The following is a 23,068-nucleotide window of genomic DNA, read 5'->3' on the forward strand; positions in this document are numbered from 1 at the left end:
CGGTTATTTATTGAAAAATCACGGGATCACTCGGGTCGAAAGGTACTATACCCTCGCTTTGCTTCCCTTCGCATGCGATTTTCTGTCTGAAAGGCTCTATCACTATGCTTTGCTTCCCTTCACCTGATAACACTCTGACGAACGTTACTAAAACAAGTTACTAAAACAAAAAAGGATACCTATAAAGGTACCCTTCTCTACTAAATTACATCGACATTTCTACAGCATCATTTAAAGACACTGTAATTGTTTCTTCTTTATGTTTTAGTGTGAGGGATGTTCCCTCAACTAACGTATACGTTACTTTATCTTTCGTTAAACTAACAGACAGTTGTTGACCTTGGTATTGTACTTGAAATTGAAGCGAGTTCCATACCTCAGGTAGTTTCGGTTGAAAAGACAACCCTTGCTGTTTCATTCTTAATCCAGCAAAGCCATAAACTAACGCTAACCACGTTCCACCCATATTAGCCATATGAAGGCCATCTTTCGTATTTTTATGAGTATTGTCTAAATCTAAACGAGCTGTCTCATTAAAATAATGATACGCTTTTTCATCATATCCGAGCTTAGCTGCCATGATGCTAAATACGCAATACGACAAGGAAGAGTCGTGTGTCGTCACCTTTTCATAATAATCGTATGATCGACGAATCGTATCTTCATCCGCTTCATCTTCTAACAAGAAATGTCCAAGAATAGTATCTGCTTGTTTACATACTTGGTAGCGATATAACGTCAGCGGGTGATAATGAAGCAATAATGGAAACTTCTCTTTCGGAGTTGCCTCAATATTCCACACATCTTTATTTAAAAACGTATCATCCTGCGCGTGAATTCCTAATTTCTCATCATAAGGCAAGTACATGCGCTCAGATGCTCGTTCCCACTCGGCAATTTCTTCCTTTGACACAGATAGCTTACTCAATAATTCGTCATAAGCACCCGTGTCATGATCTTTTACGATAGACAACGATTGAACGGCCCAAGCCAAGTTATTTTTAGCCATCACATTCGTATAGAAATTATTGTTAACGATACATGTGTATTCATCAGGCCCTGTCACATCATCAATGCGAAATTTACCATCTTTTTCGTGCCCCATATCTATCCAAAGCCTTGATGTTTCTACTAACAGTTCCGCTCCATACTCTTTCAAAAACTCCCAGTCGCCCGTTACTAAGTAATATTGTACAAAACTATAAGCAATATCTGCACTTATATGATATTGAGCTGTTCCTGCTGGGAAAAAGCCCGAACATTCTGTTCCAGTGATCGTTCGCCATGGGAACAGGGCTCCTTTATGATGACCAACCTCTATTGCTCGTTCTTTTGCAGCACCCAAAATAGAAAAACGATGAAGGAGAAGTTGCTTTGCTATTTCAGGTTGCGTCAATAAAAAGACAGGAAACATGTAAATTTCAGTGTCCCAAAAGTAATGTCCTTCATATCCTTCTCCAGAAAGACCCTTTGCTGAAATATTACTTACAGAATCTTTACCAACAGATTGTAATAATTGGTAAAGATTAAATCGAATCCCTTGTTGAAGATCATCAGCTCCTTGAATTTTGATATCTGACTTTTCCCAAAAGGCATCTAGGTATTTTTTTTGACTTTGAAGTAAATCGTCAAATGATTGTGATTGCATCTTGGCATGAATTTTTTCAGCTGACTTTTTTACATTATCCCCATGTCGATACGTATCTGTGTATACATTATATTTCGTGAATTCAATGACTGAATTTGATTGAAAATGATACTTTTCTTCAACAGCAAAATCTAGAAGGTTAACCTCATATGTTGTGGTATCTTGATTTGCTTCAGATCTCGTCATACAACATACTTCTAGTTTTGTTTCATACGTTTTATTCGTCACACTATGCGTGTTTTCCTGTTGATCCACATCGATGACGTGCAGTCTTTTCGCATGACCGGAAGCAACACGCGGATCTGAAGGGTCCACAAAATTTGATATATCTCCATTAACGTTTGAGGTGATCACAACGTCATTAATCGAGGATATTGGTTGAATATGAACAGATTGCAAAAATAATTCTTTGTCTACAAAGGAAATCAATCGACGAAAACGAATTTCCACTTCTTTTCCTTTAGGTGACTTCCAATGAACTTTACGCTCAGAGTATCCTTTATCCATATGAAGAGTTCTCGTGAATGCGAGCACTTCTCCTTCAAACATCGAAAAACGTTCCCCATCAATATCAATTGTTATCGACTGACTGTCTATGACATTTACTAATTTTTGCTGCGTTTCAGGAAAACCATGAAGTTTTTCCCCATATTCTATAGAAGTCTCATCATGAAATGCATTGATGTAAGTTCCTCTAATTGATGTCATGTTGTCCTGGTAACCTTCTTCAAAGTTACCACGTACTCCAAGAAAACCATTCCCCTGTGAAAACAAACTTTCATTAACTAAAAGTTGGTCTTGGTCGAGCTTCTGATCTAATATACTCCAGCCCATTGAAGTCACTCCTTTTTACATTAATAGCTACCTATAACAAATTCGTATATACATATGAAAACCTTTTCATATTTTAGAGTGTATCAAATGATTTCAGTTTTTTCTATATAATTCATGAGTTTTTCATGAATTCTTTAAGTGATAAGGCTTTTCATCACAAAAAGCCCATATCATTATAAAAATCTATTGTTGAATAATCACAAAAAAGAAGCCTAATACATGATATCGATTTCACACACCGTAAAAAACAAACTAAAAGACGTGAACAAGTATTCTCTCATTCACGTCCTTTTATTTGTTAATTTCTCATTGTTAGTTTTAACAAGCGATCATCGTTCTCCTTAGGCGTTCCACGGCCGTCTGTATTGTTTGTGATGAGATAAATCGCCTCATCAACAACCGCTACATCACGAAGTCTTCCTTCTCCTTGAAATACTTCAACCATGTCGTTTTGTTCTTCATCGAAGTAATAAAGACTCTCGCCTCTTAAACCAGCAACGAGAAGCTGATTATCCCAAAATGCGATTCCTGAAGGCGCCCATGTGTCATCACCAGAATGAATAAGGGGTTCTTCCATGCCATCGTTCGTTTGATCACCTTCAATGACAGGCCAACCATAGTTATTTCCTGGTTGAATAAGATTGATTTCATCTTGGGCAACTGGTCCATGTTCTGAACTGTATAATTCTCCCTCTTCATTCCATGCTAAACCTTGTGGATTACGATGCCCGTAACTATATACATAAGAATCTTCGGTAGGGTTATCGTCTGGTATTTCTCCTTCCATCGTCATCCTTAGTATACTGCCGGCCAAATTACTATCATCTTGAGCATCACTTGGTATATCTGCATCCCCTGTTGTGACATAAAGGTTATCATCAGGTCCAATCGCTAACCGACCACCATTATGAATGCCAGCACCAGGAATATCGTCTAATAAAATTTCTGTTTCTGCCCATCCATCATCTTTTTCTACTTTAACGACACGATTTGCAAGAGACCCTTCCTCTGACTCAAACGTATAATAAGCAAAACCTTCATTAGAAGTACCGAAATCTTCGGCTAAGACAAAACCTAATAGTCCCCCTTCTCCCTGATGCGCTATAGGGGAAGACGTTTCTAATGTCGTTTGCTCTGTTTCTCCGTCATTTACTTCCAATATGTGACCATCCCGATCCGTCATATAAATGATTTTTTCATAAATATTTAATGACCATGGGATATCAAGGTTTTCAGCTACAGTTTCCACTTCCCAATCTTCCGTTTTCATATCTCCCAGTTTGTTGTCTTGCTCGTCTTGGGGCTCTTGATTTTCTAGATTATTCGCTTGATTTTCCGTTACTTCATTCTGTTCTGTTTGATTATTTTCTTCATTGAGGACCTCGTCATTTTCTACTGATTGACACGCCGCAAAAATTAAAATCATTCCGATAATAATAAAGGATAAACGATACGTTTGTTCATTCATCTTGCAACCTCCTTTCACAGGAACTATACCCTAGTTAGACAATAGAAAAAACACGAAACCATATCGTGTTTTTTCATCTGTTTTTACTTTTAGAAGCTTTCCGTATTAGATCTATCAACTTGTTGCTAATAAAACAAGTTGGAATCAATCGACTTCGATCACGCCCTCGTTTTATTGTCAGTTGACAGGATTCATGTACTCCACTGCTGGAATCATCTGTTTTAACGTCATTCCCATTTCTAAACCAATAGCAATCGCCGCAAGGATGTGATACACATTTTGTTTACCACGCAATTTTGTTTTTAGACTCCCTGTTTCTCCAGAAGCAAGTGTAACTGTAAACCATACTCCTTTGGAACGATAGTCTATTTCACTTGCTTGGATATCTAAATTATCACTGTCTATGCCATAATACACTTTTCGACATTGGTTTTTCACTTGATAAGATTTGATATTCTCGTCATCTTTATTTAAAATCGCTACACCTTCTTTTTCTGGCAATGTTTCGACGATTTCATATTGTGTTTTCTCTATATTGTCTAGCGTTTGAAAGGTTTCCAAGTGTTGCTCATCTAAGCCTGCTAGGATTCCATATTGGTGGTCAAGGATTTCACATATTTCTTGAATATCTCCTTCTTGCTTTACATCTATTTCCGCAATAAAAATATTGTGGTAATGTTTCAATTTTTCATTGATTGTTCTCGCAACACCTAACCTCGTATGATAATTTTCTGGTGTTAGCAGCACGTTATATTTCGTTGACAAAATCGCATGCACGAAATGCTTGAGGTCCTTTTTATCATCACTTCCAGTAATCCCAACAATTTTCAAATCAGGAGAAGCTTTTATTAAACGTTTTGCATCGTTAACAATCCCTTCGCTGATTCTCTTTTCGATTGGACTATTTATTGAATTCGCTAGTCGAACCGTATAAAACGGTAACACGGCAGTTCCGATTAACAAGAGGAAGACAAAAATAATGTTAGCAAACGCTCCTATAACAATCGCAGCTGAAGCAATCACCCCATACAAAATGTAGTTCGTTGCTAAAAGTCGCTGCACTTGTTGTGTATAAACAAGTTTTATATTTTCTGCAGGTTTGTTTTTCCACAATACGAAAAACGCTAACGCAAATACAACGATCGCAGAAATTAATACAACAATCTCAGAAGGTGAAACGATCGCGAGAAGAAGAGGAATAAGATATAGTCCTTCCAATAAATGAAATGTATTAGGACGGTTTATACTCATCCATTTATCATACTGCTCATTTCGATACGAATGTAGCTGAAGCATATGCACACTTCGTTTCACCTTTATTGTAATCGGCAAAATCCATGTCGCAAGAAGAAGAATATAAAAAACGGTCAATAGAAACATAGTTAGTGGCTCCTTCCTATTCGTGAGGTAAACGCTCGTCTTTGCAGGTTCTAAGGTCATTTATCTATTCGATTTCATCAAATAAGGTGTCAGAAGCGGTTCACTTAACCGTCTGACACCTTATCTTATCATTCTATCAATTCATACATTACTTTTTTCAGTGGTCCTAGTCGAGTCGTTGAAGCGATCGACGCTTTTAAAATCTTCTCTTTGTCAACTCTTGACCAGTCAATGTTATAACCTTGTTCTAATGCTATTAAACGTATCATTTCACGGCACGACCTTCCATTGCCATCACGGAAAGGATGAAGGACATTTATTTCCGCCAAATAAAATGCGAGTAAATCAGCAAAATCTTCTTTACTCGAAACATTCCACGACTCTGCTTGCAGACGTTGAAAAAGATTTAGCCCGCTCTCTTCAAGGTGAAGAGCTGGAGCAAAAGAAAAACCACCTTTAGAAATATTCTCCGTTCTTAGTTTTCCGGCGAACGGATATATATCTTGAAAGATATAGTAGTGAATATGTTTTAAATGTTCAAAACTAAAATTGCCTTTTACGGGCTGAATTTGTAATTCAGAAAGTCTCTGTGACGTTAATATGGCATCTAATTGAAGAAGACGATCTTCTTCTCGTATATCAAAGTGATTAATTAAAACACCTGTCCCATCATAGCAATACGTTGACTTCCCTGATCCATACCTACTCATTTGCAGATAGTTCCAAGGCTTTTTCAATAAAAACTTTGTGGCTAATCCTACCTAAAAGCTGGTCTTTAACCAATTGCTCTTGTTTCGAGTTCAATGAAAGACCTTCTACTGCTAGTGAGCCTTTTGCAGATTTCAGTGCCTTTTCAACTTGATCTATTGTTCTCACAGAAGATTACACACCTTTCTTTCTTTTACGCTATACTTCATTATACTCTATTTTTTTCGTGAATTAAAATGACGTTTGCTTCTTTTTAGCATAAACATGATGAGCTACCGCGTTCGCTAAGTATAAAATTGCAAGCACACCAAAAAATGCATTCCAACCAACGACATAGTAAAAGCTATAATCTCTTAAGTTAGGAAAATTCAAGTGTGCTGGATCTGTCCAAGTGGATAAGAAAAAATGATAGATTGCAACGGCAACTAAAAACGTAAATATGACTTGAAAAGTAATGTAAAATGTTGATTTAATTTTCGTCATTTGAATTCTATCAACTAATACATAAAACAAGTAACCAACACTTATGAAGTTAAACATCATAAAAACAACGAGAAGAATCACTAAAGTAGCTTCATTTATCATACAAACACCTCTTTATATTTTTATAAAAGATACTTATTCTTTTAATCTTATGTAGAAAAGGGTAAAGATTGAAAAGTCCAATCAAGTTTTAAGCTCACTTCTTCCATTATATAGGAATTTCTCGGTAAAAGCGATTTATAATAATAAAAATATTAAAACAACAGAGGGCTATTTTTACATAGTTTAGTAATCTCCATTTTTAGTACCTGAAATTAATACTTGGTATAAAAGGAAGAAGCTTGTATAATAAAACTACTAGACGTATCACAGAAAGTGAGATGAGCACATGACAAAGAAACGAGTTGCATGGGTTACAGATAGCACCGCATTTTTAACAAAGGAGCTTTTGGATCATCCGGACGTTTACGTTCTTCCTCTTGCAATCATATTTGATGGAGAAGCTTTTGACGATGGTATTGACTTAACGACAGATGAACTATATAAGCGGATCCGATCTAACAAAGAAGTACCCAAAACATCTCAACCTTCTGCAGGTAGATTTGCCGAATTATACGAAAAATTAAAGGAAGATTATGATTCCGCAGTTGCCATTCATATTTCCAGTAAGTTGAGCGGTACACTTGATAGTTCAGCCGCCGGAAAAGAAATGTCTGGCTTTGATGTAGAATTAGTGGACTCCTACTCTATGTCTTATGCAATCACAACATTAATGGAAAAAGGAATGGCTTTAGCTGAACAAGGAAAAACAGCGAAAGAAATTCAACAACACCTGCAACCTGCTGCTAAGCGATCTGAAAGCTACATTTTACTTGGAAGCTTAGAACAATTCTATAAAGGTGGCCGAATGTCTGGTACCCAATATTTACTTGGTAACTTATTGCAAATTAAACCGATTATCCGTATTACACCCGAAGGCGAATTTGATTTATTTCAAAAAGTACGCTCTGAAAAGAAAGCGGTTAAACGTATGTTAGAACTACTAGAAACATCAATGAACAAATACCGTATAGATCAAGTCCAAATTATGCACGGAAATGTCATTGATAAAGCTCATGAACTTCGTCAATTAGTCCGTGAGAAATATCCTGATTTAGATATCTTCGTCGGTGAAATAAGTTCTTCCATAGCTGTTCATGCTGGTGAAGGCACAGTTGCTATGATTTGGCATAACAACGACAAGTAACGAACATTTTAAATTTCGTTTCAAAGAGAGTATTCTTTTCCTTTAAAGGAGAGGTACTCTCTTTTTTAGTTTTAGACTGTTTGCTAGCGACATGTTATCTTTGAGTAGATGCTGTAACGTCCTTTTCGTCATAGCAAATCTTTAAAACAACAAACCCTTATTCTCTGTTACAAAGGAGGTGGCAATTGTTTTGCCTACACGTCTTGCATATTTCATGGTCATGTTAGGTGCTGCCCTTTGGGGAATCACTGGCCTATTTGTTCAAAATTTATATACATATGGTTTTACACCATGGGAAGTGGTTGGCATACGTTTGATTTTTTCAACAGTCCTTCTGTTCCTCTTCTTATTTGTCCTTAAGCGGTCTCTTTTGAAGATCCAGTTAAAAGACATCCCTTTTTTCATTGGAACAGGAGTCATTAGTATTGCATTTTTTAATTATTTTTTCTTCACCGTCATGGAAGAAGCCACGTTATCACTTTCTGTTGTCCTTCTTTATACAGGACCAGTTTTTGTGACAATCATCTCTAGATTTACGTTCGGTGAGCCTTTCGCTAAATATAAAATGATTGCCCTTTTCTTGATGCTTATTGGTTGTAGCCTGACAGTAGGTTTTCTTCCAATGGGGCAACTTTCCGTTGAATTAAAAACAGTATTGTTTGGAATTGCTTCCGGATTTTTTTATGCGTTATACAGTATTTTTGGTAAATACGTAAGCAGTCGTTATCATACGTTAACTATTACCGCTTACTCGATGTTTTTTGGCGCCTTGTTTTTGTTTCCAACAAGTCAGTTATGGCAAAAAGCAACGTTATTTTCTAGCAGCGGAGTAATTATTAATGGTCTTGGCTTAGCATTATTTGCAACGGTTCTTGCATATGCTTGCTATACATATGGACTAACGTATGTTGAATCAAGTCGAGCGGCAATTCTTTCAACCATTGAACCTGTTGTAGCCATCATTATTGGTGTTGCGATATTTTCTGATTCCCTCTCTATATGGCAAAGTTTTGGAATCGTCTTTGTGTTGCTATCGGTCTTACTTACTGTGAAAAAAAAGAAAGCAATAAACGTTGACTATGCGGAGCCACTTCATAAAGAAAATGGTTAAGTTCAAGTTGTGAGGGGGATTGGATTGAATCGGAAATCATACTAAAAAACATACTTATATCGCAAGAAATTGAAACTCGTCATCATCTGGGTCACTAGCTGCATCCTCTTGTGACCGTCTTTGCTTTTTTTTATCTCTCATGGGTCACTAGTTGCCTCCTCTACTGACCCTTCTTTGCTTTTTTCTTCTCTCATTGGTCACTAGTTGCCTCCTCTACTGACCCTTCTTTGCCTAAATTATCTCCATTGGTAACTAATCGCCCTTCCTCAAATGCACGCACCAAAAAAACGACTGAACATGTACGTCCAGTCGTTTTACTCCATATGATTCAAGCTCTTATGCTCCCCACATATTTGTTATTTTAAAACAAACAACTTTTGGCTCCGTCATTTCATTCATTGCGTGACGAACGCCTTCTCTTCCCAAGCCCGATCCTTTTACGCCACCGAAAGGCATTTCATCAATACGATAATCACTGCTATCGTTCACCATCACCCCACCAACATGAAGATGTTGAATGGCATAAAATGCGTGGTCTAGATTTTTCGTGAAGATGCCTGCTTGCAGCCCGTAGTTCACATCATTCGAAAACTTGACCGCTTCTTGTAATCCTTTCACGGGTTCAATGATGACAACAGGTCCAAAAATCTCTTCTTTATAAATTGTCGATGAATGAGATACATTCGTTAATACAGTCGGTTCAAAAAGCGCACCATCCCGTATTCCTCCGGCTTCGATGACTGCTCCTTCATACACAGCTTCTTGAACCCATGCTTCCACACGCTCCGCTTCTTTTTGATTAATCATCGGCCCCATATCGGTCCATTCCGACATTTTATCGCCAATCTGCAATTCTTTTGTTCTTTCTACGAAAGACCGAACAAAGTCATCATAGACGGGTGATTCAACGAAAATCCGCTGAACACCTAAACAGTTTTGACCAGCGGCAGCAAATGCTCCTGATACAGATGCTTTTACTGCTTCGGATAAACAAGCGTCTTTTAAAACAATGACTGGTGAATTGGAACCTAATTCCATACTAATTCTCTTTAATCCAGCTTGATGAGCAATTTTTTCCCCTGCATTTAATCCCCCAGTAAATGAGATCATTTTAACCGCATCGCTTGTCACTAAAGGTTCGCCAATTTCCCGACCTGCACCTGTTACGACAGATAGAAACCCTTTGGGAACTCCAGCATGAATGAATGCTTTTGCTAACAATAAGGCACTTAACGGTGTCATAGATGCTGGCTTTACTATCACTGGATTCCCAGCAGCAAGCGCTGGACCGACTTTATGAGCTACTAAATTTAACGGGTCATTGAAAGGAGTAATTGCACCTATCACACCTATTGGAAAACGATACTCATATCCAGTTCGATTTTCACTTCCTTCTCTTTGATCAAAATTTATCGTCTCACCTTTAAGCCTTCTCGCTTCTTCTGCACTTATGCGAATCGTTTGAACAGCCCGCTTCACTTCACCACGAGCTTCAGTAATAGTCTTACTTCCCTCTAAAGCAATCGTTTCAGCATAAATATCGTGATGATCTTCCATATAATCTGCTGCGCGATTCAATACTGAAATTCTTTCATGCGTTGGCCATGATGATAAATGATGAAACGCTGCTTCAGCCTGATTAATCGCATCGATCATATCTTCTGCTGATGCTGCTGGAACATTTGCAATGACTTGATCATTTTGTGGATTTGTCACTTGAAAAGACTTTCTTCCGTATTTCCAATCTCCTGCAATTAGCATTTTCTCTGTGCGCACTTTCGTTTGCATCTGTGATGCACCACCTTTCTTATTGTTTCATTAGCACCCTCTCTTTTTGGTAGTGAATCAAATCTATCAACAAAGAATAACCTGTTTCGATTAAACCGGCTCCAGCACCTGTTAACATAATTGGTCCTGCAAGATCACATTCATAAACGATTGCATTCGTTGCCCCTGAAATTGTCGCTAACGGATCATCTTTATGAAGCAATTCTGGTTTAACAGACGCTTTCACACTTTCCCCTTCTCTTGTCATTCTTGCAACTAAACGCCAACGTTGATTATTTTCAATGGCGTTATTTAGATCTTCTAATGTTAATGAGGTGATCCCTTCACACGTCACATCTTCCGCCCGAACAGGAGAATCCATCACAACATTCGATAAAATAACTGCCTTATATCTAGCATCATATCCTTCTACATCGCTCGTAGGATCTGCTTCAGCATAGCCTTTACTTTGAGCTAACGTTAGGGCATCTTGATAACTCAATCCTTTTTCCATCTCCGTCAGCATAAAGTTTGTTGTCCCGTTTAATATCCCTTTTATTTCAGAAATTTCATTGCCCGCTAAGGTCGTAAAGGGAAGGCGTAGGGCAGGTGTACCGCTCATGACAGTTCCTTCAAATCCCCAGTAAACACCGTGTTCTTTTGCCAACTTCGATAGTTCTTGATAAGCAATGGCAACAGGTCCTTTATTTGTTGTCACAACACTTTTATTATTTTCAAATGCCGCTTTACAATGATCAATTGCCGGCTGACCTGTTTGAACGTTTGTAAACGTCACTTCGATAATCATATCTGCATTCGAATCTTTGATTGTTTTTAAACTATCCCATCCTTTAATTGCTGTACCATTGTCAGGATAATGATCAAGATGATTGTGTTCAGCTATCGTTTCAAGTAGCAGATCTTCATCTAGTCCATTCGGGTCATAAACGGATCCTTTCATCACATCAGAAACGGCAACAACTGTTGTATCCATGTCATATTTATCATGTAAGCTCTGTCGTCGATCACGAAGTAACTTCACTAACGCCTGCCCAACACCACCAAAACCAATAAATGCTATTTTCATATGTTCGACTCACCTCCGAGTTAGGAAACTGACCTTTCTTCCTTCCAGACAGATCGCTACTTCCCTACAAATAAATGTTCTGGAAGGGCTTGAAACGCCTGATCTAAATCACCTAGAAGATCCTCTATATCTTCTATGCCCGCTGAATAACGAATGAGTCCTTCTGGAATACCCATTGCAGCTCGTTCTTCCGGAGTGCATTCTACGTGACTTGTTGTTCGTGATGGTCCAACGATCGTTTCCACTGCTCCAAGATTTGCCGCCCTATTGGCAAATTTTAGTTTAGGTAACAAGTGCCTGACCGTATCGACTCCACCTTTCACAGAAAAACTTAACATTCCTCCAAAACCACTCATTTGTTTTTTTGCAATGTCATGACCAGGATGCTCAGGGAGTCCTGGATAAAATACTGATTCTATACCGTCAATCGTTTTTAAATGCTCGGCAACTTTCATTGCATTTTCGTTTTGCTTATCAACTCGTAGCTTCAACGTTTTCATTCCTCGTAAAAGTAAATAAGCAGACATCGGATCCATCGTTGCACCATTTATTTCTCGATAATGATACACTTTCTCGACAAGTTCTTTCGATCCACATAGGGATCCTCCTAGCGCATCCGCATGCCCTCCTAGAAACTTTGTTGCACTATGAATCACTAAATCCACACCATAATCTAATGGATTTTGATTCACTGGAGTAGCAAATGTATTATCAACAACAACTATCGCACCAGCAGATTTCCCTGCTTTTACCATTCGCTCAATGTCGGTGATTTTGACCGTTGGATTCGTTGGTGTTTCTAGATATAAGACTTGGCACCCTTTAGCAATTTCTGCTTCAATGGCTTCATGATTCCCCGTTTCACAAAGAACGACGTCGATGTTTTGCTTAGGTAAAAACTCCGTGAAAATCTTATTCGTTCCCCCATACGTATCTTTGATGGAAACAACTCTATCTCCAGGGAAAAGGAATGTTCCTAATGTGTTACTAATTGCTGCCATCCCTGTTGAGAAACTCGTCGCTGCTTCTGCTCCTTCAAGAATACGAATCTTATTTTCAAACGCCTGCACGGTTGGATTCGTGTTTCTCCCATAAATATGCCCTTCTTTATTTCCGATCGCCACTTCATACCATTCATCCATGTCATCATATCCATATGACACGCTATGAACGACAGGTACTTGTGTCGCTCCAAATGCTAAATAATCACTTTCTCCTGCCCAAATTGCTTTTGTAGACATTCTTGGTTCTTTCATGTTTAACGCCTCCCCATATATTCTTTATTCATTCAAAGGCGCTGTTGAAACGTATGATGTTGAAAGTATGCTCCCTTTTTGCATAGATCATTGAGCTTCTTCCAAAATAACGTTTCACAGCGCTTTATCAATGCAGCTCTATATTATGATATTTCTCCGGCATGTTGATTGATGATAAAGGGATGTTTGATCGTCAACTCTCTCGGATATTTCGTAAATGTTTCGCTACCTTGTGACGTTATTTTAAACGTCTCGCTAATTTCAATTCCATAATTATCAAACCATAATGCTGGAATAAGGTGGAACGTCATATTTGGTTGTAAAATAGTCGGGTCTCCTTTTCGAATACTCGCCGTATGCTCACCCCAGTCAGGTGGGTAACCCAATCCTACGGAGTAACCTAACCTCGCTTCTTTTTCAATCCCGTATTTACCGATTGTCTTTCGCCAAACCTCTTCTAGTTCCCCGCAAGTTAACCCTGGTTTTGCAGCTTGCAATACTTCATTCACTCCTTCAATGACAATCGGAGCTAATTTTTCTAAGTTTGGTGAAGGACCTCCAATATTTACTGTCCGGGCAAGTGGAACATGATAACGGTTATAACAACCCGCTAGTTCAACAATGACCGAATCCCCTTCTTCAAATTGCCGATCTGTCCAAGTTAAATGAGGGATTCCTGTATTTTTCCCAGAAGGCAATAACGGGACAATGGATGGATAATCCCCTCCATATTCAGCTGTTCCAGATACCATATAATAATAAATATTTGCTGCTGCATCACACTCTCGAACACCTGCCCGAATACTTTCTACTCCGTGATACATCGCTTGATCGGCAATCGCTGCAGCGCGGTTCATATATTCTATCTCTTGATCGGATTTTATAATCCGGACTTTATTAACAATTAAATCGCCATCTTTAAATGTAGCATTTGGTAAGGATTTTTTTAGTCTTTCAAATGCTTTTGCAGAAAAATAGTAGTTATCCATTTCTACACCAATATTACGCGTCCCTTGGCCTATTTGAGTTAAAATCTCTCCAATGAAGTCCATTGGATGATACGTGTCTGAGTGTACATAATAGTCAGGATAAGCAATCACATTCTCATCATAAATCCATGTTTTTGCTTTTGCACCATTGGCATCCTGAAACCTGCCTAACCAAATTGGCTGAGGTTCATCAATAACAATGGCCACCATTTGATGAACATAAAATGACCACGCATCATACCCTGTTAAATAGTTCATGTTAGCTGGATCTGTTATTAATAAAACCTCAATGCCTTTTTCCTCCATACTTTTCTTCGTTTTATGAAGACGTTCTTGATATTCCAAAATATCAAACGGTAGCATCCTTTTCCACCTCTCTTTATTCTGAATATTTAATTAATTAATTTCAGTATATGAAATCGATGGCTAAATTGTAATGTGCAATGTGTATGAAGTTTTATTACGTCCTTTATACACATTACTATCATGGGTATATTATTTAACATACTATGTTCATAAGTTCACATTATTCATCAACATTTTTCCCATCAAAAAAAGAGAGGAGATCCCCCTCTCTACTAAAAATCATTCAATTTTATGCAACAACCAAAGTCGTATGCTTAGTTCCAACAAAAACACATCATCCGAATTCACCAACGACAATTGAGTTAGCGATTCAATATTGCGTAACCGATATAATAATGACTGCCGATGCAAATTAAGAGCTCTCGCTGTCTGACTCACATTCGCTTTGTGTTTATTGTAAGCCATAAACGTTTTAATCAAATCCGTCTGTCTTTTTTCATCATAATCAATTAACGGTTGAATCGTGTCTTTTACTATTTTCTTGATATCTTCGTTGGCGGAAATCGTCATTAACAAACGGTTTATACGCGTATCCTTGAAAAATGTTCTTTCCCCAGGTCCTACATTCTGTTTCCCAATTTCTAAGGCCGTTTTTGCTTCTGAGTAACTGTTATGAAAACCACCATTTTCATTTTTATGAGAGGCAATTCCCCACGACAGTTCTACTTCCGTTAATAATTCATTTAACCTTCGTTCAATCGTGTCCAAAAACTGATTTGCTGTTTCCGTATGCAAATGATGGTCCGTTTCCAAATAAACAATAACTTCCCCCTCGTCAAAGGTAGCCATTGTTTTTCTACCTAATAAATGAGCAGCATTTGTTATCTCTTTTTGGATATAATAATTCAAACTTTGTAACGATGATGTTGGTGGATTATCTCTTTTAAATTTCGGAAAAGTTGCCGATTCCTCTCTTAATCTAATTTCTCCAACAATACATATATACGTTAAATTAAGGTCATACCCTAACAATTCGGCTTTTGAGTTTATATGCTCTCGTTCATTGTTTTTTTGTTTCGCCAATTGCAAAATAAAATTATCCTTCAAGCGTATTTCCGTCATCTCTATTGCATTTTCTTTCAAAAAATACAGTGCACAAGCAGTCAGTGTGTGTTCCAATATATTCATCACAAACCAGCTTAATTGTTTGTCTCCATCTAATTGAAACCACAAAAATCCTTGTTTTCGATGATTTGTTGCAATCAGAATTTGATACCACGCTTGCCCGTTCACTTCATACTCCTCAATGTGAGGATATAAGGGGTGTTCAATAAACGATACATTTGGTGAGGCTCCGCTTGATTTCACTAGTTTCAATTCTCTGTTTTGAAAGAGTTCTAACGTGTCATCTCCTACTTGTTTAGAAGCTTTCACTTGTCGCGTGTAATCCGTAATGACAACTGGAAGTTGAATATAGTTATAGAGAGCACTAGCAATATCAGCAGGCCCTTTATTTTGCAAAACATCATTAATTAGTTCTTGTCTTATTTCTTCTGTTCTTTGCCGTTCTGATTTATTATCTTCGTTAATTTCTTCTAACACCATTTGCATAATATCGCCGAAACGAACTTCCCAAGGTATATCGATAATAATGAAGTGATGGTCATTGGCTAGTTTAATGATTCGATCTGGAATATCAAATACGTATCTTCCCGTTGCAAAACCTAAGGCCGTAGCACCTGATTGAATGACATCTTTCACAAACTGTTCTAACAATTTAGGATCGCCATGACAACCTATTCCTGTCGTTAATACAAATTCATTTTCACGGACAAAATTTTCTACAGGCATTTCAATTACTGAAATCCATTCAACGCTTCTTTTAGCTAATTGATCTTCCCCTGCTTTTAAAGTGGCCGATTGTAAGATTGGTAACTGAATAATATCCTTTGCGGTTAATGCCATTTTTTCACCCCACTTTTACACTTTTCGTTCCATTTATTAATTATTTCCAACGAAAAAGAGGAAAATTCCATATTGTATTTTGATGGAAAACATACGTAACTTTGGTAAACTCACGCATTATTTTAGAATATTCAGTTAAAAAGATTTTCTCATGAAATGACTTTTTTTACAATGACTTAGAACTACGCTATTACCGGCTTTGTGCGAATATTCTCCCTTAATTAAAATTTTTCATAAATTAATCAAAATAAACTGACATTTTAGAATACAATTATGATATAGTATTGATTACATTATTTTTAACACTTCAACGTTTTAAAGGAGGAAATTTTATGAATGATTTAAAGGAAGGTCGAGAACAATGGGGCTCTAGGCTAGGTTTTATTTTAGCTGCCATGGGTTCCGCCGTTGGTCTCGGAAATATTTGGCGCTTCTCCTATGTAACTGGTGAAAGCGGTGGTGCAGCATTCTTATTAATTTATATTTTATGTATCTTAGCCATAGGGATTCCTATTTTAATGGCTGAATTTACAATTGGACGCCGAGCACAAAGCGACGTGGTTGGTTCTTTCGAAACATTAGCACCAGGAAAACCTTGGGTGTTAGCTGGATTTTTAGGAGTCGCTTCTGCATTTATTATATTATCATTCTATGCTGTTGTTGCTGGTTGGTCGCTTCATTATTTCGTTCAATATTTATCAGGCGGTCCTTCTATCGATGCAGAAGGAGGTTACGGTGGCTATTTTGGAGAGTTTATCTCCAGCCCTCTCCAACCATTGTTTTGGCAATTTGCTTTTATGGTTCTCACTGTTGGAATCGTATTTGTTGGTGTGAAAAAAGGAATCGAAAAATCGAACAAAATTTTGATGCCATTATTAGCAGTTTTAGTTCTTGTTTTAGCCGGATATAGCATGACGTTAGGTGGTGCTCAAGAAGCCATAGCTTTCTTATTCACACCTGATTGGAGCTCGTTAACAGATCCAAATGTTTATTTTGCCGCACTAGGACAAGCATTCTTCTCCCTTAGTCTTGGTATGGGGGCATTGATCACATATGGTAGTTATTTATCCAAAAAAGATAAGCTTCCTGGAGCGGCGGTAAGTGTCGCAGGTTTAGATACGTTATTTGCTATCGTAGCAGGACTAATGATTTTCCCAGCTGTATTCGCTTTTGGAATTGAGCCTGACTCCGGTCCTGGACTTGTTTTCATTACCCTCCCCGGAATCTTTGATAGTATTACAGGTGGCGGAATATTTGGTCTAGCTTTCTTCTTCCTATTATCTGCTGCAGCCTTGTCATCAGGTGTATCTCTGTTAGAAGTAGCTGTCGCTTACTTTATGCGTAAATTTCAATGGTCTCGTCAAAAAACGGCGATTTTTATTGGTTTTATTATTTTCATATTAGGTATTCCTTCCTCCCTTGGACTAGGAATTCTCTCTGACGTTCAAATTTTTGGCAGAGATATCTTTGATACGATGGACTTCATTGCTTCCAACATCTTCTTACCTATCGGAGGTCTAATTATTGCACTGTTTGTAGGTTGGGGTTGGAAAAAAGCCGATGCACTGGACGCATCAGATTTTGGAGATACCCTTATAGGGAACGGATGGATTCTCATTTTACGTTTCTTCGCACCGGTTGCTATTTTTATCATTTTCTTAAGTTCAATCGGAGTTCTATAATATCAATAAAAGCCCCTGCTATTTGCAGGGGCTTTTATTTGGCCGTTATTAGACCATTTCATCAAACATTTTCTCCATTTTTCCTTCATTAGCTTCTACATTATGATGGATTGAAACAGTGATTGAAGAGAAAAGTTAAACTAGATTCAATAGTATGGAATATGTGATAGGATACATATAAAACCATTTAGAAAGTTGGCGTTACTATGAGTAATCAATGCAAAGTTAATCAAGAACTCTCAGATTGGATCATTACCCAACGTCGCTATCTTCATCAATATCCAGAACTATCCCATCAAGAAAAACATACACGAGAATATTTAAAAAGTCGTTTGGAAGAACTAGCATTAGTCCCCACTTCATATACTGGAAAAGATGTGGTCGCAGATCTTCATGGAGACTACCCAGGACCTGTTTTTGCCATACGTGCTGATATAGATGCTCTAGAAATTAACGAAGAGACCAACCTTCCTTTCGCTTCCAAAAACGTAGGGTACATGCATGCATGTGGTCATGATGGGCATATGGCCATTGTTTTAGGAGTAGCTAAACTTCTTTCAACGAAACGGACTCAAATACATGGAACTGTCCGTTTTATTTTTCAACACGCAGAAGAGACTGTTCCAGGTGGTGCCGAAGAATTAGTTAAAAGTGGGGTGCTTGATGATGTTTCCGCTATTGTCGGTTGTCACTTATGGGAACAGTTAGAAAAAGGTTATGTAGGTTTCAAAGAAGGACCACTCATGGCAGGTGCAGATCGATTTGAAGTAACCATTCAAGGCAAAGGTGGTCACGGGTCCATGCCTCATTTAGCTGTCGATCCCGTACTCGTTTCCACCCATGCCATCCAACAGTTATATTCGATTGTTAGTAGACAATTAAATCCGTTGCACCCAGCCGTTCTTAGCATAGGAGAATTGAAAATGGGATCAAGTTATAATGTCATACCCGATAAAGCTTTTTTTACTGGAACCGTCCGTTATTTTGATCCCATTATTCAACAATCTATTCGAGAGTCCATTCAAACCATGTTGGACGGAGTCTGTACCTCTTTTCATGCGTCCTATGATTGGAAATATGAAGTAGGTGAACCTCCACTTGTTAATGACCCATCTCTCACTTCTTTTGTTGAAAAAGAAGCGAATAAAATCGTTTCTCTAGAGCAGATTGTTCAAGCAGAACCAAGTCTTGGTGGAGAAGACTTTGCCCACTATACAAATGAAGTTCCAGCGACATATTTCTTCTTAGGAATTGGAGAAAAAGGTCATTCATTCGGTCATCATCACCCTAAGTTTGATATTGATGAATCCATGATGATCGTTGGTACAGAAATTCTTTCTCAAGCAGCCTTAACGTATTTATCTGCAAAAGAATAGGGTTCAAATAAAACGAGAACGGATCCAACGATGAAATACTGGATTCGTTCTCGTTTTATTAAACCACTTCATGGTTGACTTCCATTCCTAAGATGACTTTTATGAAGAAATGATAGCCCTCCCCTTAAAATCTTCATTAAAAAACATCTCCAACTTATCTCCATTATGGACTTCTCCTACACCTTCAGGAGTTCCGGTAAACAAGAGATCTCCTGCAGCAAGCCCAACATGATCATGAAAATAATCCAATAATACGTCCAGCGAAAAAATCATCTGCTTTGGATCTCCTTTTTGCACTTGATTTCCATTAATGTCTAACGTGAATGTAGATCCATGTACTTTGTCCATTCCGAGAAATGGGAAGAAGTCCGTGACGAGTGCTGCATTTGGAAATCCTTTCGCTAAAAGCCAAGGATGACCTTTCTTTTTAAGTTCATTTTGCACCTCTCTTAACGTGAAATCTACTCCAACAGCCATCTGTGAAATACAGTCGTTTGCTGACATTCCTTTTTCATATGAACGGTTCAATTGAAAAACTAGCTCAACTTCATAATCGATACGTCCGCTGTTACTAGGTAGCTTGATTTCTTGCCCTTTTGCTTTTACAAGAGAATGTGAGGGTTTACTAAAAATCATTGGATAATCAGGAACAGCATTCCCTAGTTCATCTGCATGCTTTTTATAATTTCGGCCAACACAATAAATATTTTTCATGGTAATCCCCCATCTCGTGAAAATATAGATAGATTCATGACACATTCATGCAATCGATATATTCGCCTTTCTAGTAGACTATATTCCGTCGTTTCTCTTTATATACTAAAGTTACTTGCTTCCTATTAAAAAATCAAACGTATGATCGTTCATAAAAAAGATTGCTATTCTGAATCCAGAACAGCAACCTCCATCACGACATTTTAGAGATCTTCTAATTTTTCCAATATCTCATCACTGTTCTCGCCGACAAGGTAATCAACTTCTGTGATCATCTCTCCAGTCTCAGCGTTTACAGCAGTATATCCTCGGAATATTTGTTGAGCATCTAAGTCAATAAAACCTAACTCTTGTCCAACATTTCCATCCACATCTGTTAAAACGTCAAATTGTAACCCTTGTCCTTCAACGAGTACTTCATGGCTACCTGGGTCACTTGGACTTATCCCATATACGTTATAACCCATTTCCTCCATATCGTCCACATACGCATTCAGCTCAACTAGCTGAGAAATACAAATGCTTCAGTCGACGCCCGTGAAATACAAGTAAAGAGCTTGCTCACCTTCTTGAAATAATTCAACTTCTTCTCCACTTGTGCTAATAGCACTCAAGTCATAATCACTTGGATTATAATTACCTGCTGATTCTTCTTCATTATTAGAGCAGGCAGCTAAGATGAACAGCATGCTAATAAAAACAAACGATACAAGTTTTTTCAATTAAATCCCTCCTTCTATGTGAAAACCCTATTTTATAGAATATCATTGAAAGGTACAAATCAAAAGAAACATGAATCAAAAATGAACAAAAAAATTTTTATTCCATTTTACTCTATAGAGATCGAATACCATTTATTTCATTATCGACTGTTCCTCCCCTGTATAAATATTTATTATTCAAGGAAAGATAGAAACGTAAGCACATTAAAATTAGGAGGAATTCATTCATGCAACAAAACCCTCAACAAGCAGCTCAGCAAGCTCAACAAGCCATTCAACAGGCACAACAAACGATTCAACAAGCAAGTCAACAAGCAAATCCTCAAGCTATTCAGCAAGCGCAACAGCAATTACAACAAGCCACTCAGCAATTAAAGCAAGCACAAAGTAGTGCTCAACCTCAGCAACAACAACAATTTCAACAAGTGGAGCAACAGTTACAACAAGCGTCACAACAGCTTCAACAAGCTGGCCAACAGCAGCGACAACAACAAAATAATCAACAACAGTAAGCGAGAAAAAATACACCTGGACGCCTTGATTTTATTCAAGGCGTCCATTTTAGTTAAACTTATTTAGTATCATCTGCATCCCATTCTTCATCGGTAGGCGGATACGTTTTCTTTATTTGGAATGAGAAGATCAATGCGATCACAGTAAACAGACCGATTAGACCAAATGATACAATCGCCCCAAGAATATCTGGGTTTGCTACTTCCATCGTTGCATCGGCCGTTTGTTCTGTTGTTGTCATAACGGTAACAAGCATGGCCGTGCCGATTGAGGCTGACATTTGCCGAACAGTATTCGTTACAGCTGCTCCATGTGGAATGAGTTTCCTTGGCATCTGATTTAGTCCGGCTGTATTCGTCGGCATCATAACCATCGAGAAGCCAAACATCCGAATGGCATACATGACTGCTAAATAGACAAGTGAAGTTTCCGTATCTATAAACAGAAACGCAAAAGTAGATATGGTCATGAGAATAAGACCGGGTACAGCTAATTTTTTAGCACCAATCTTATCAAAAATCCTGCCGGTAATAGGAGACATTAATCCAGCAATCAATGCACCAGGTAATAGAACCATTCCAGCTTCAACTGCTGTAAAACCACGCATATTTTGCATGTATAACGGAATCAACGTCTCTAAACCAATTAAACCCGTAAATCCGATACTTGTAATGATGACGGAAACGGTAAACACACGTTTTTTAAAGACTCGAAATTCGAGCATCGGGTGTGCCATCCCCATTTGGCGCTTAATAAACGCGAATACCCCTATGACCGCAACAATCAAAACAACAATTGTAATCGGACTTCCCCAACCGTTATTTCCAGCACTCGTGAAACCGTAAAGCAGTCCACCAAATCCGAACGTCGATAAAATAATCGAAATTGGATCAACCTTCGGGTTTTTCAATTCTGTAACATTTCGCATAATGAAATAGGCAACCACGATCATGATCAGTGAGAGAGGAAGTATTCCCCAAAACAAAAAGCGCCAATCATAATTTGATGTAACAAAACCTGAGAGCGTCGGACCAATCGCCGGAGCAAACGAAATAACAAGACCGATATAGCCCATGGCTGCTCCACGTTTTTCGACTGGAAAAATCAGTAGAAATACAGTCTGCATGAGCGGGAGCATGACACCTGCTCCCGCTGATTGAATAACCCTACCTGTAATAAGCATCGGGAAATTAATAGAAAGAGCGCCAACCAAAGTTCCAATAGCAAAAATACCCATGGCACTCATAAACAGCTGCCTTGTCGTAAACTTTTCTATTAGAAACGCTGAAATAGGAATCATAATACCGTTAACGAGCATAAATACCGTTGTCAGCCACTGGCCCGTATTGGCTGTGATATTCATCTCCTCCATAAGAGGAGGAATTGCTGTAATCATCAATGTTTGATTCAGAACAGCAATAAACGAGCCGGCTATTAACAAGCCAGCTATCAACACTTTACTGTAGTTTTGTTCATTGTCCATCGAGAGAACTCCTCAAATCTATCATTTTAAGTTTTCTATCAGTCAATTTAAATGTTCGTAAAAATAACCAATTATGTTACAACTTTAGACATATACTTCTCTTAATATAGAAACGGTTCTTTCCTTTTGTTTATAAATATTATATCTTTCTATGTAAATGAAAAAAATAGATAATATGCTGAATACCAATACTATTTTGCTATTTAGCCAATGAGCATTAGCATTTTCTGGTCGCCTTTGAAATAATCTACAAAAAAGGAGTTGATAAATTGATTATGATAGATGAGTAGATAATAAAAAATAATAGCACAGATAAACCCCCTTGATAAG

Annotated in this window: 20 protein-coding genes; 5 read left to right on the forward strand and 15 right to left on the reverse strand. The window is 37.9% G+C overall.

Annotation, left to right across the window (positions count from 1 at the left end; all coding sequences use genetic code 11):
• Positions 1-205 precede the first annotated feature (205 nt).
• From QDN89_RS10200 to QDN89_RS10225, 6 genes are all read right to left on the reverse strand, one after another.
• On the reverse strand, positions 206-2,482 hold the full coding sequence (locus QDN89_RS10200) for a glycoside hydrolase family 65 protein (RefSeq protein WP_280770026.1): 2,277 nt from the start codon (positions 2,480-2,482) through the stop codon (positions 206-208).
• Between the two features lie 298 nt (positions 2,483-2,780).
• A complete protein-coding gene (locus tag QDN89_RS10205; RefSeq protein ID WP_280770027.1) occupies positions 2,781-3,950 on the reverse strand; it encodes a PQQ-dependent sugar dehydrogenase in 1,170 nt (389 codons plus the stop codon).
• Between the two features lie 177 nt (positions 3,951-4,127).
• A complete protein-coding gene (locus tag QDN89_RS10210; RefSeq protein WP_280770028.1) occupies positions 4,128-5,330 on the reverse strand; it encodes a Mur ligase family protein in 1,203 nt (400 codons plus the stop codon).
• Between the two features lie 128 nt (positions 5,331-5,458).
• Positions 5,459-6,040, reverse strand: a complete 582-nt coding sequence (locus QDN89_RS10215) for a Fic/DOC family protein (RefSeq protein WP_280770029.1) — start codon at positions 6,038-6,040, stop codon at positions 5,459-5,461.
• A complete protein-coding gene (locus QDN89_RS10220) occupies positions 6,033-6,206 on the reverse strand; it encodes a hypothetical protein (protein ID WP_280770030.1) in 174 nt (57 codons plus the stop codon). The genes QDN89_RS10215 and QDN89_RS10220 overlap by 8 nt, the downstream gene beginning before the upstream one ends.
• A gap of 63 nt (positions 6,207-6,269) precedes the next feature.
• On the reverse strand, positions 6,270-6,623 hold the full coding sequence (locus tag QDN89_RS10225; RefSeq protein ID WP_280770031.1) for a hypothetical protein: 354 nt from the start codon (positions 6,621-6,623) through the stop codon (positions 6,270-6,272).
• 286 nt (positions 6,624-6,909) lie between these two features.
• Here QDN89_RS10225 and QDN89_RS10230 point away from each other — a divergent pair, with 286 nt between their 5' ends.
• Complete coding sequence (locus QDN89_RS10230; protein ID WP_280770032.1) at positions 6,910-7,767, forward strand: DegV family protein; 858 nt, start codon at positions 6,910-6,912, stop codon at positions 7,765-7,767.
• A 190-nt stretch (positions 7,768-7,957) separates the two neighbouring features.
• Positions 7,958-8,878 carry a DMT family transporter gene (locus QDN89_RS10235; RefSeq protein WP_280770033.1) on the forward strand — a complete coding sequence of 307 codons (921 nt, stop codon included), beginning with the start codon at positions 7,958-7,960 and terminating at the stop codon, positions 8,876-8,878.
• Between the two features lie 336 nt (positions 8,879-9,214).
• On the opposite strand, the gene QDN89_RS10240 is transcribed toward QDN89_RS10235, so the two are convergent.
• The 5 genes from QDN89_RS10240 to QDN89_RS10260 form a co-directional block, all read right to left on the reverse strand.
• Positions 9,215-10,666 carry an aldehyde dehydrogenase family protein gene (locus QDN89_RS10240; RefSeq protein WP_280770034.1) on the reverse strand — a complete coding sequence of 484 codons (1,452 nt, stop codon included), beginning with the start codon at positions 10,664-10,666 and terminating at the stop codon, positions 9,215-9,217.
• Between the two features lie 19 nt (positions 10,667-10,685).
• Complete coding sequence (locus QDN89_RS10245; RefSeq protein ID WP_280770035.1) at positions 10,686-11,732, reverse strand: homoserine dehydrogenase; 1,047 nt, start codon at positions 11,730-11,732, stop codon at positions 10,686-10,688.
• A gap of 56 nt (positions 11,733-11,788) precedes the next feature.
• Entirely contained in the window at positions 11,789-12,988 is a 1,200-nt protein-coding gene (locus QDN89_RS10250; protein WP_280770036.1) for a cystathionine gamma-synthase family protein, read from the reverse strand.
• Positions 12,989-13,131: 143 nt separating this feature from the next.
• Positions 13,132-14,340, reverse strand: a complete 1,209-nt coding sequence (locus QDN89_RS10255) for a M24 family metallopeptidase (protein ID WP_280770037.1) — start codon at positions 14,338-14,340, stop codon at positions 13,132-13,134.
• 222 nt (positions 14,341-14,562) lie between these two features.
• A complete protein-coding gene (locus tag QDN89_RS10260) occupies positions 14,563-16,248 on the reverse strand; it encodes a PucR family transcriptional regulator (RefSeq protein ID WP_280770038.1) in 1,686 nt (561 codons plus the stop codon).
• A gap of 332 nt (positions 16,249-16,580) precedes the next feature.
• On the opposite strand from QDN89_RS10260, the gene QDN89_RS10265 reads away from it, so the two are divergent.
• Both QDN89_RS10265 and QDN89_RS10270 read left to right on the forward strand, forming a co-directional pair.
• On the forward strand, positions 16,581-17,930 hold the full coding sequence (locus QDN89_RS10265) for a sodium-dependent transporter (protein ID WP_280770039.1): 1,350 nt from the start codon (positions 16,581-16,583) through the stop codon (positions 17,928-17,930).
• A gap of 206 nt (positions 17,931-18,136) precedes the next feature.
• A complete protein-coding gene (locus QDN89_RS10270) occupies positions 18,137-19,306 on the forward strand; it encodes a M20 metallopeptidase family protein (protein ID WP_280770040.1) in 1,170 nt (389 codons plus the stop codon).
• A 99-nt stretch (positions 19,307-19,405) separates the two neighbouring features.
• Here the strand turns inward: QDN89_RS10270 and QDN89_RS10275 are convergent, their stop codons facing one another.
• The 3 genes from QDN89_RS10275 to QDN89_RS10285 form a co-directional block, all read right to left on the reverse strand.
• The gene (locus tag QDN89_RS10275) at positions 19,406-20,020 is read right to left on the reverse strand and encodes a fumarylacetoacetate hydrolase family protein (protein WP_280770041.1); all 615 of its coding nucleotides are present in this window, start codon (positions 20,018-20,020) and stop codon (positions 19,406-19,408) included.
• Between the two features lie 203 nt (positions 20,021-20,223).
• Positions 20,224-20,541 (reverse strand): peroxiredoxin family protein, encoded by a 318-nt coding sequence (locus QDN89_RS10280; protein ID WP_342394380.1) that lies wholly within the window; start codon positions 20,539-20,541, stop codon positions 20,224-20,226.
• A gap of 3 nt (positions 20,542-20,544) precedes the next feature.
• Positions 20,545-20,742, reverse strand: coding sequence for a hypothetical protein (locus QDN89_RS10285; protein WP_280770042.1), 198 nt, complete (start codon positions 20,740-20,742; stop codon positions 20,545-20,547).
• A 227-nt stretch (positions 20,743-20,969) separates the two neighbouring features.
• On the opposite strand from QDN89_RS10285, the gene QDN89_RS10290 reads away from it, so the two are divergent.
• Positions 20,970-21,254: a hypothetical protein gene (locus QDN89_RS10290; protein ID WP_280770043.1), complete on the forward strand. Its 285-nt coding sequence runs from the start codon at positions 20,970-20,972 to the stop codon at positions 21,252-21,254.
• 59 nt (positions 21,255-21,313) lie between these two features.
• Here the strand turns inward: QDN89_RS10290 and QDN89_RS10295 are convergent, their stop codons facing one another.
• Entirely contained in the window at positions 21,314-22,738 is a 1,425-nt protein-coding gene (locus tag QDN89_RS10295; protein WP_280770044.1) for an MDR family MFS transporter, read from the reverse strand.
• Positions 22,739-23,068 lie beyond the last annotated feature (330 nt).

Origin of the sequence: Salipaludibacillus daqingensis (assembly GCF_029891575.1) — a bacterium.
Lineage (GTDB): Bacteria > Bacillota > Bacilli > Bacillales > Salisediminibacteriaceae > Salipaludibacillus > Salipaludibacillus daqingensis.

What these genes read in the sequence shown, in the direction of transcription:
- QDN89_RS10200 (WP_280770026.1), bottom strand. Translation starts at nt 2,482, where the DNA reads ATGGGCTGGAGTATATTAGATCAGAAGCTCGACCAAGACCAACTTTTA.
- QDN89_RS10210 (WP_280770028.1), bottom strand. Translation starts at nt 5,330, where the DNA reads ATGTTTCTATTGACCGTTTTTTATATTCTTCTTCTTGCGACATGGATT.
- QDN89_RS10295 (WP_280770044.1), bottom strand. Translation starts at nt 22,738, where the DNA reads ATGGACAATGAACAAAACTACAGTAAAGTGTTGATAGCTGGCTTGTTA.
- QDN89_RS10240 (WP_280770034.1), bottom strand. Translation starts at nt 10,666, where the DNA reads ATGCAAACGAAAGTGCGCACAGAGAAAATGCTAATTGCAGGAGATTGG.
- QDN89_RS10225 (WP_280770031.1), bottom strand. Translation starts at nt 6,623, where the DNA reads ATGATAAATGAAGCTACTTTAGTGATTCTTCTCGTTGTTTTTATGATG.
- QDN89_RS10230 (WP_280770032.1), top strand. Translation starts at nt 6,910, where the DNA reads ATGACAAAGAAACGAGTTGCATGGGTTACAGATAGCACCGCATTTTTA.
- QDN89_RS10245 (WP_280770035.1), bottom strand. Translation starts at nt 11,732, where the DNA reads ATGAAAATAGCATTTATTGGTTTTGGTGGTGTTGGGCAGGCGTTAGTG.
- QDN89_RS10290 (WP_280770043.1), top strand. Translation starts at nt 20,970, where the DNA reads ATGCAACAAAACCCTCAACAAGCAGCTCAGCAAGCTCAACAAGCCATT.
- QDN89_RS10260 (WP_280770038.1), bottom strand. Translation starts at nt 16,248, where the DNA reads ATGGCATTAACCGCAAAGGATATTATTCAGTTACCAATCTTACAATCG.
- QDN89_RS10255 (WP_280770037.1), bottom strand. Translation starts at nt 14,340, where the DNA reads ATGCTACCGTTTGATATTTTGGAATATCAAGAACGTCTTCATAAAACG.
- QDN89_RS10215 (WP_280770029.1), bottom strand. Translation starts at nt 6,040, where the DNA reads ATGAGTAGGTATGGATCAGGGAAGTCAACGTATTGCTATGATGGGACA.
- QDN89_RS10275 (WP_280770041.1), bottom strand. Translation starts at nt 20,020, where the DNA reads ATGAAAAATATTTATTGTGTTGGCCGAAATTATAAAAAGCATGCAGAT.
- QDN89_RS10205 (WP_280770027.1), bottom strand. Translation starts at nt 3,950, where the DNA reads ATGAATGAACAAACGTATCGTTTATCCTTTATTATTATCGGAATGATT.
- QDN89_RS10265 (WP_280770039.1), top strand. Translation starts at nt 16,581, where the DNA reads ATGAATGATTTAAAGGAAGGTCGAGAACAATGGGGCTCTAGGCTAGGT.
- QDN89_RS10270 (WP_280770040.1), top strand. Translation starts at nt 18,137, where the DNA reads ATGAGTAATCAATGCAAAGTTAATCAAGAACTCTCAGATTGGATCATT.
- QDN89_RS10250 (WP_280770036.1), bottom strand. Translation starts at nt 12,988, where the DNA reads ATGAAAGAACCAAGAATGTCTACAAAAGCAATTTGGGCAGGAGAAAGT.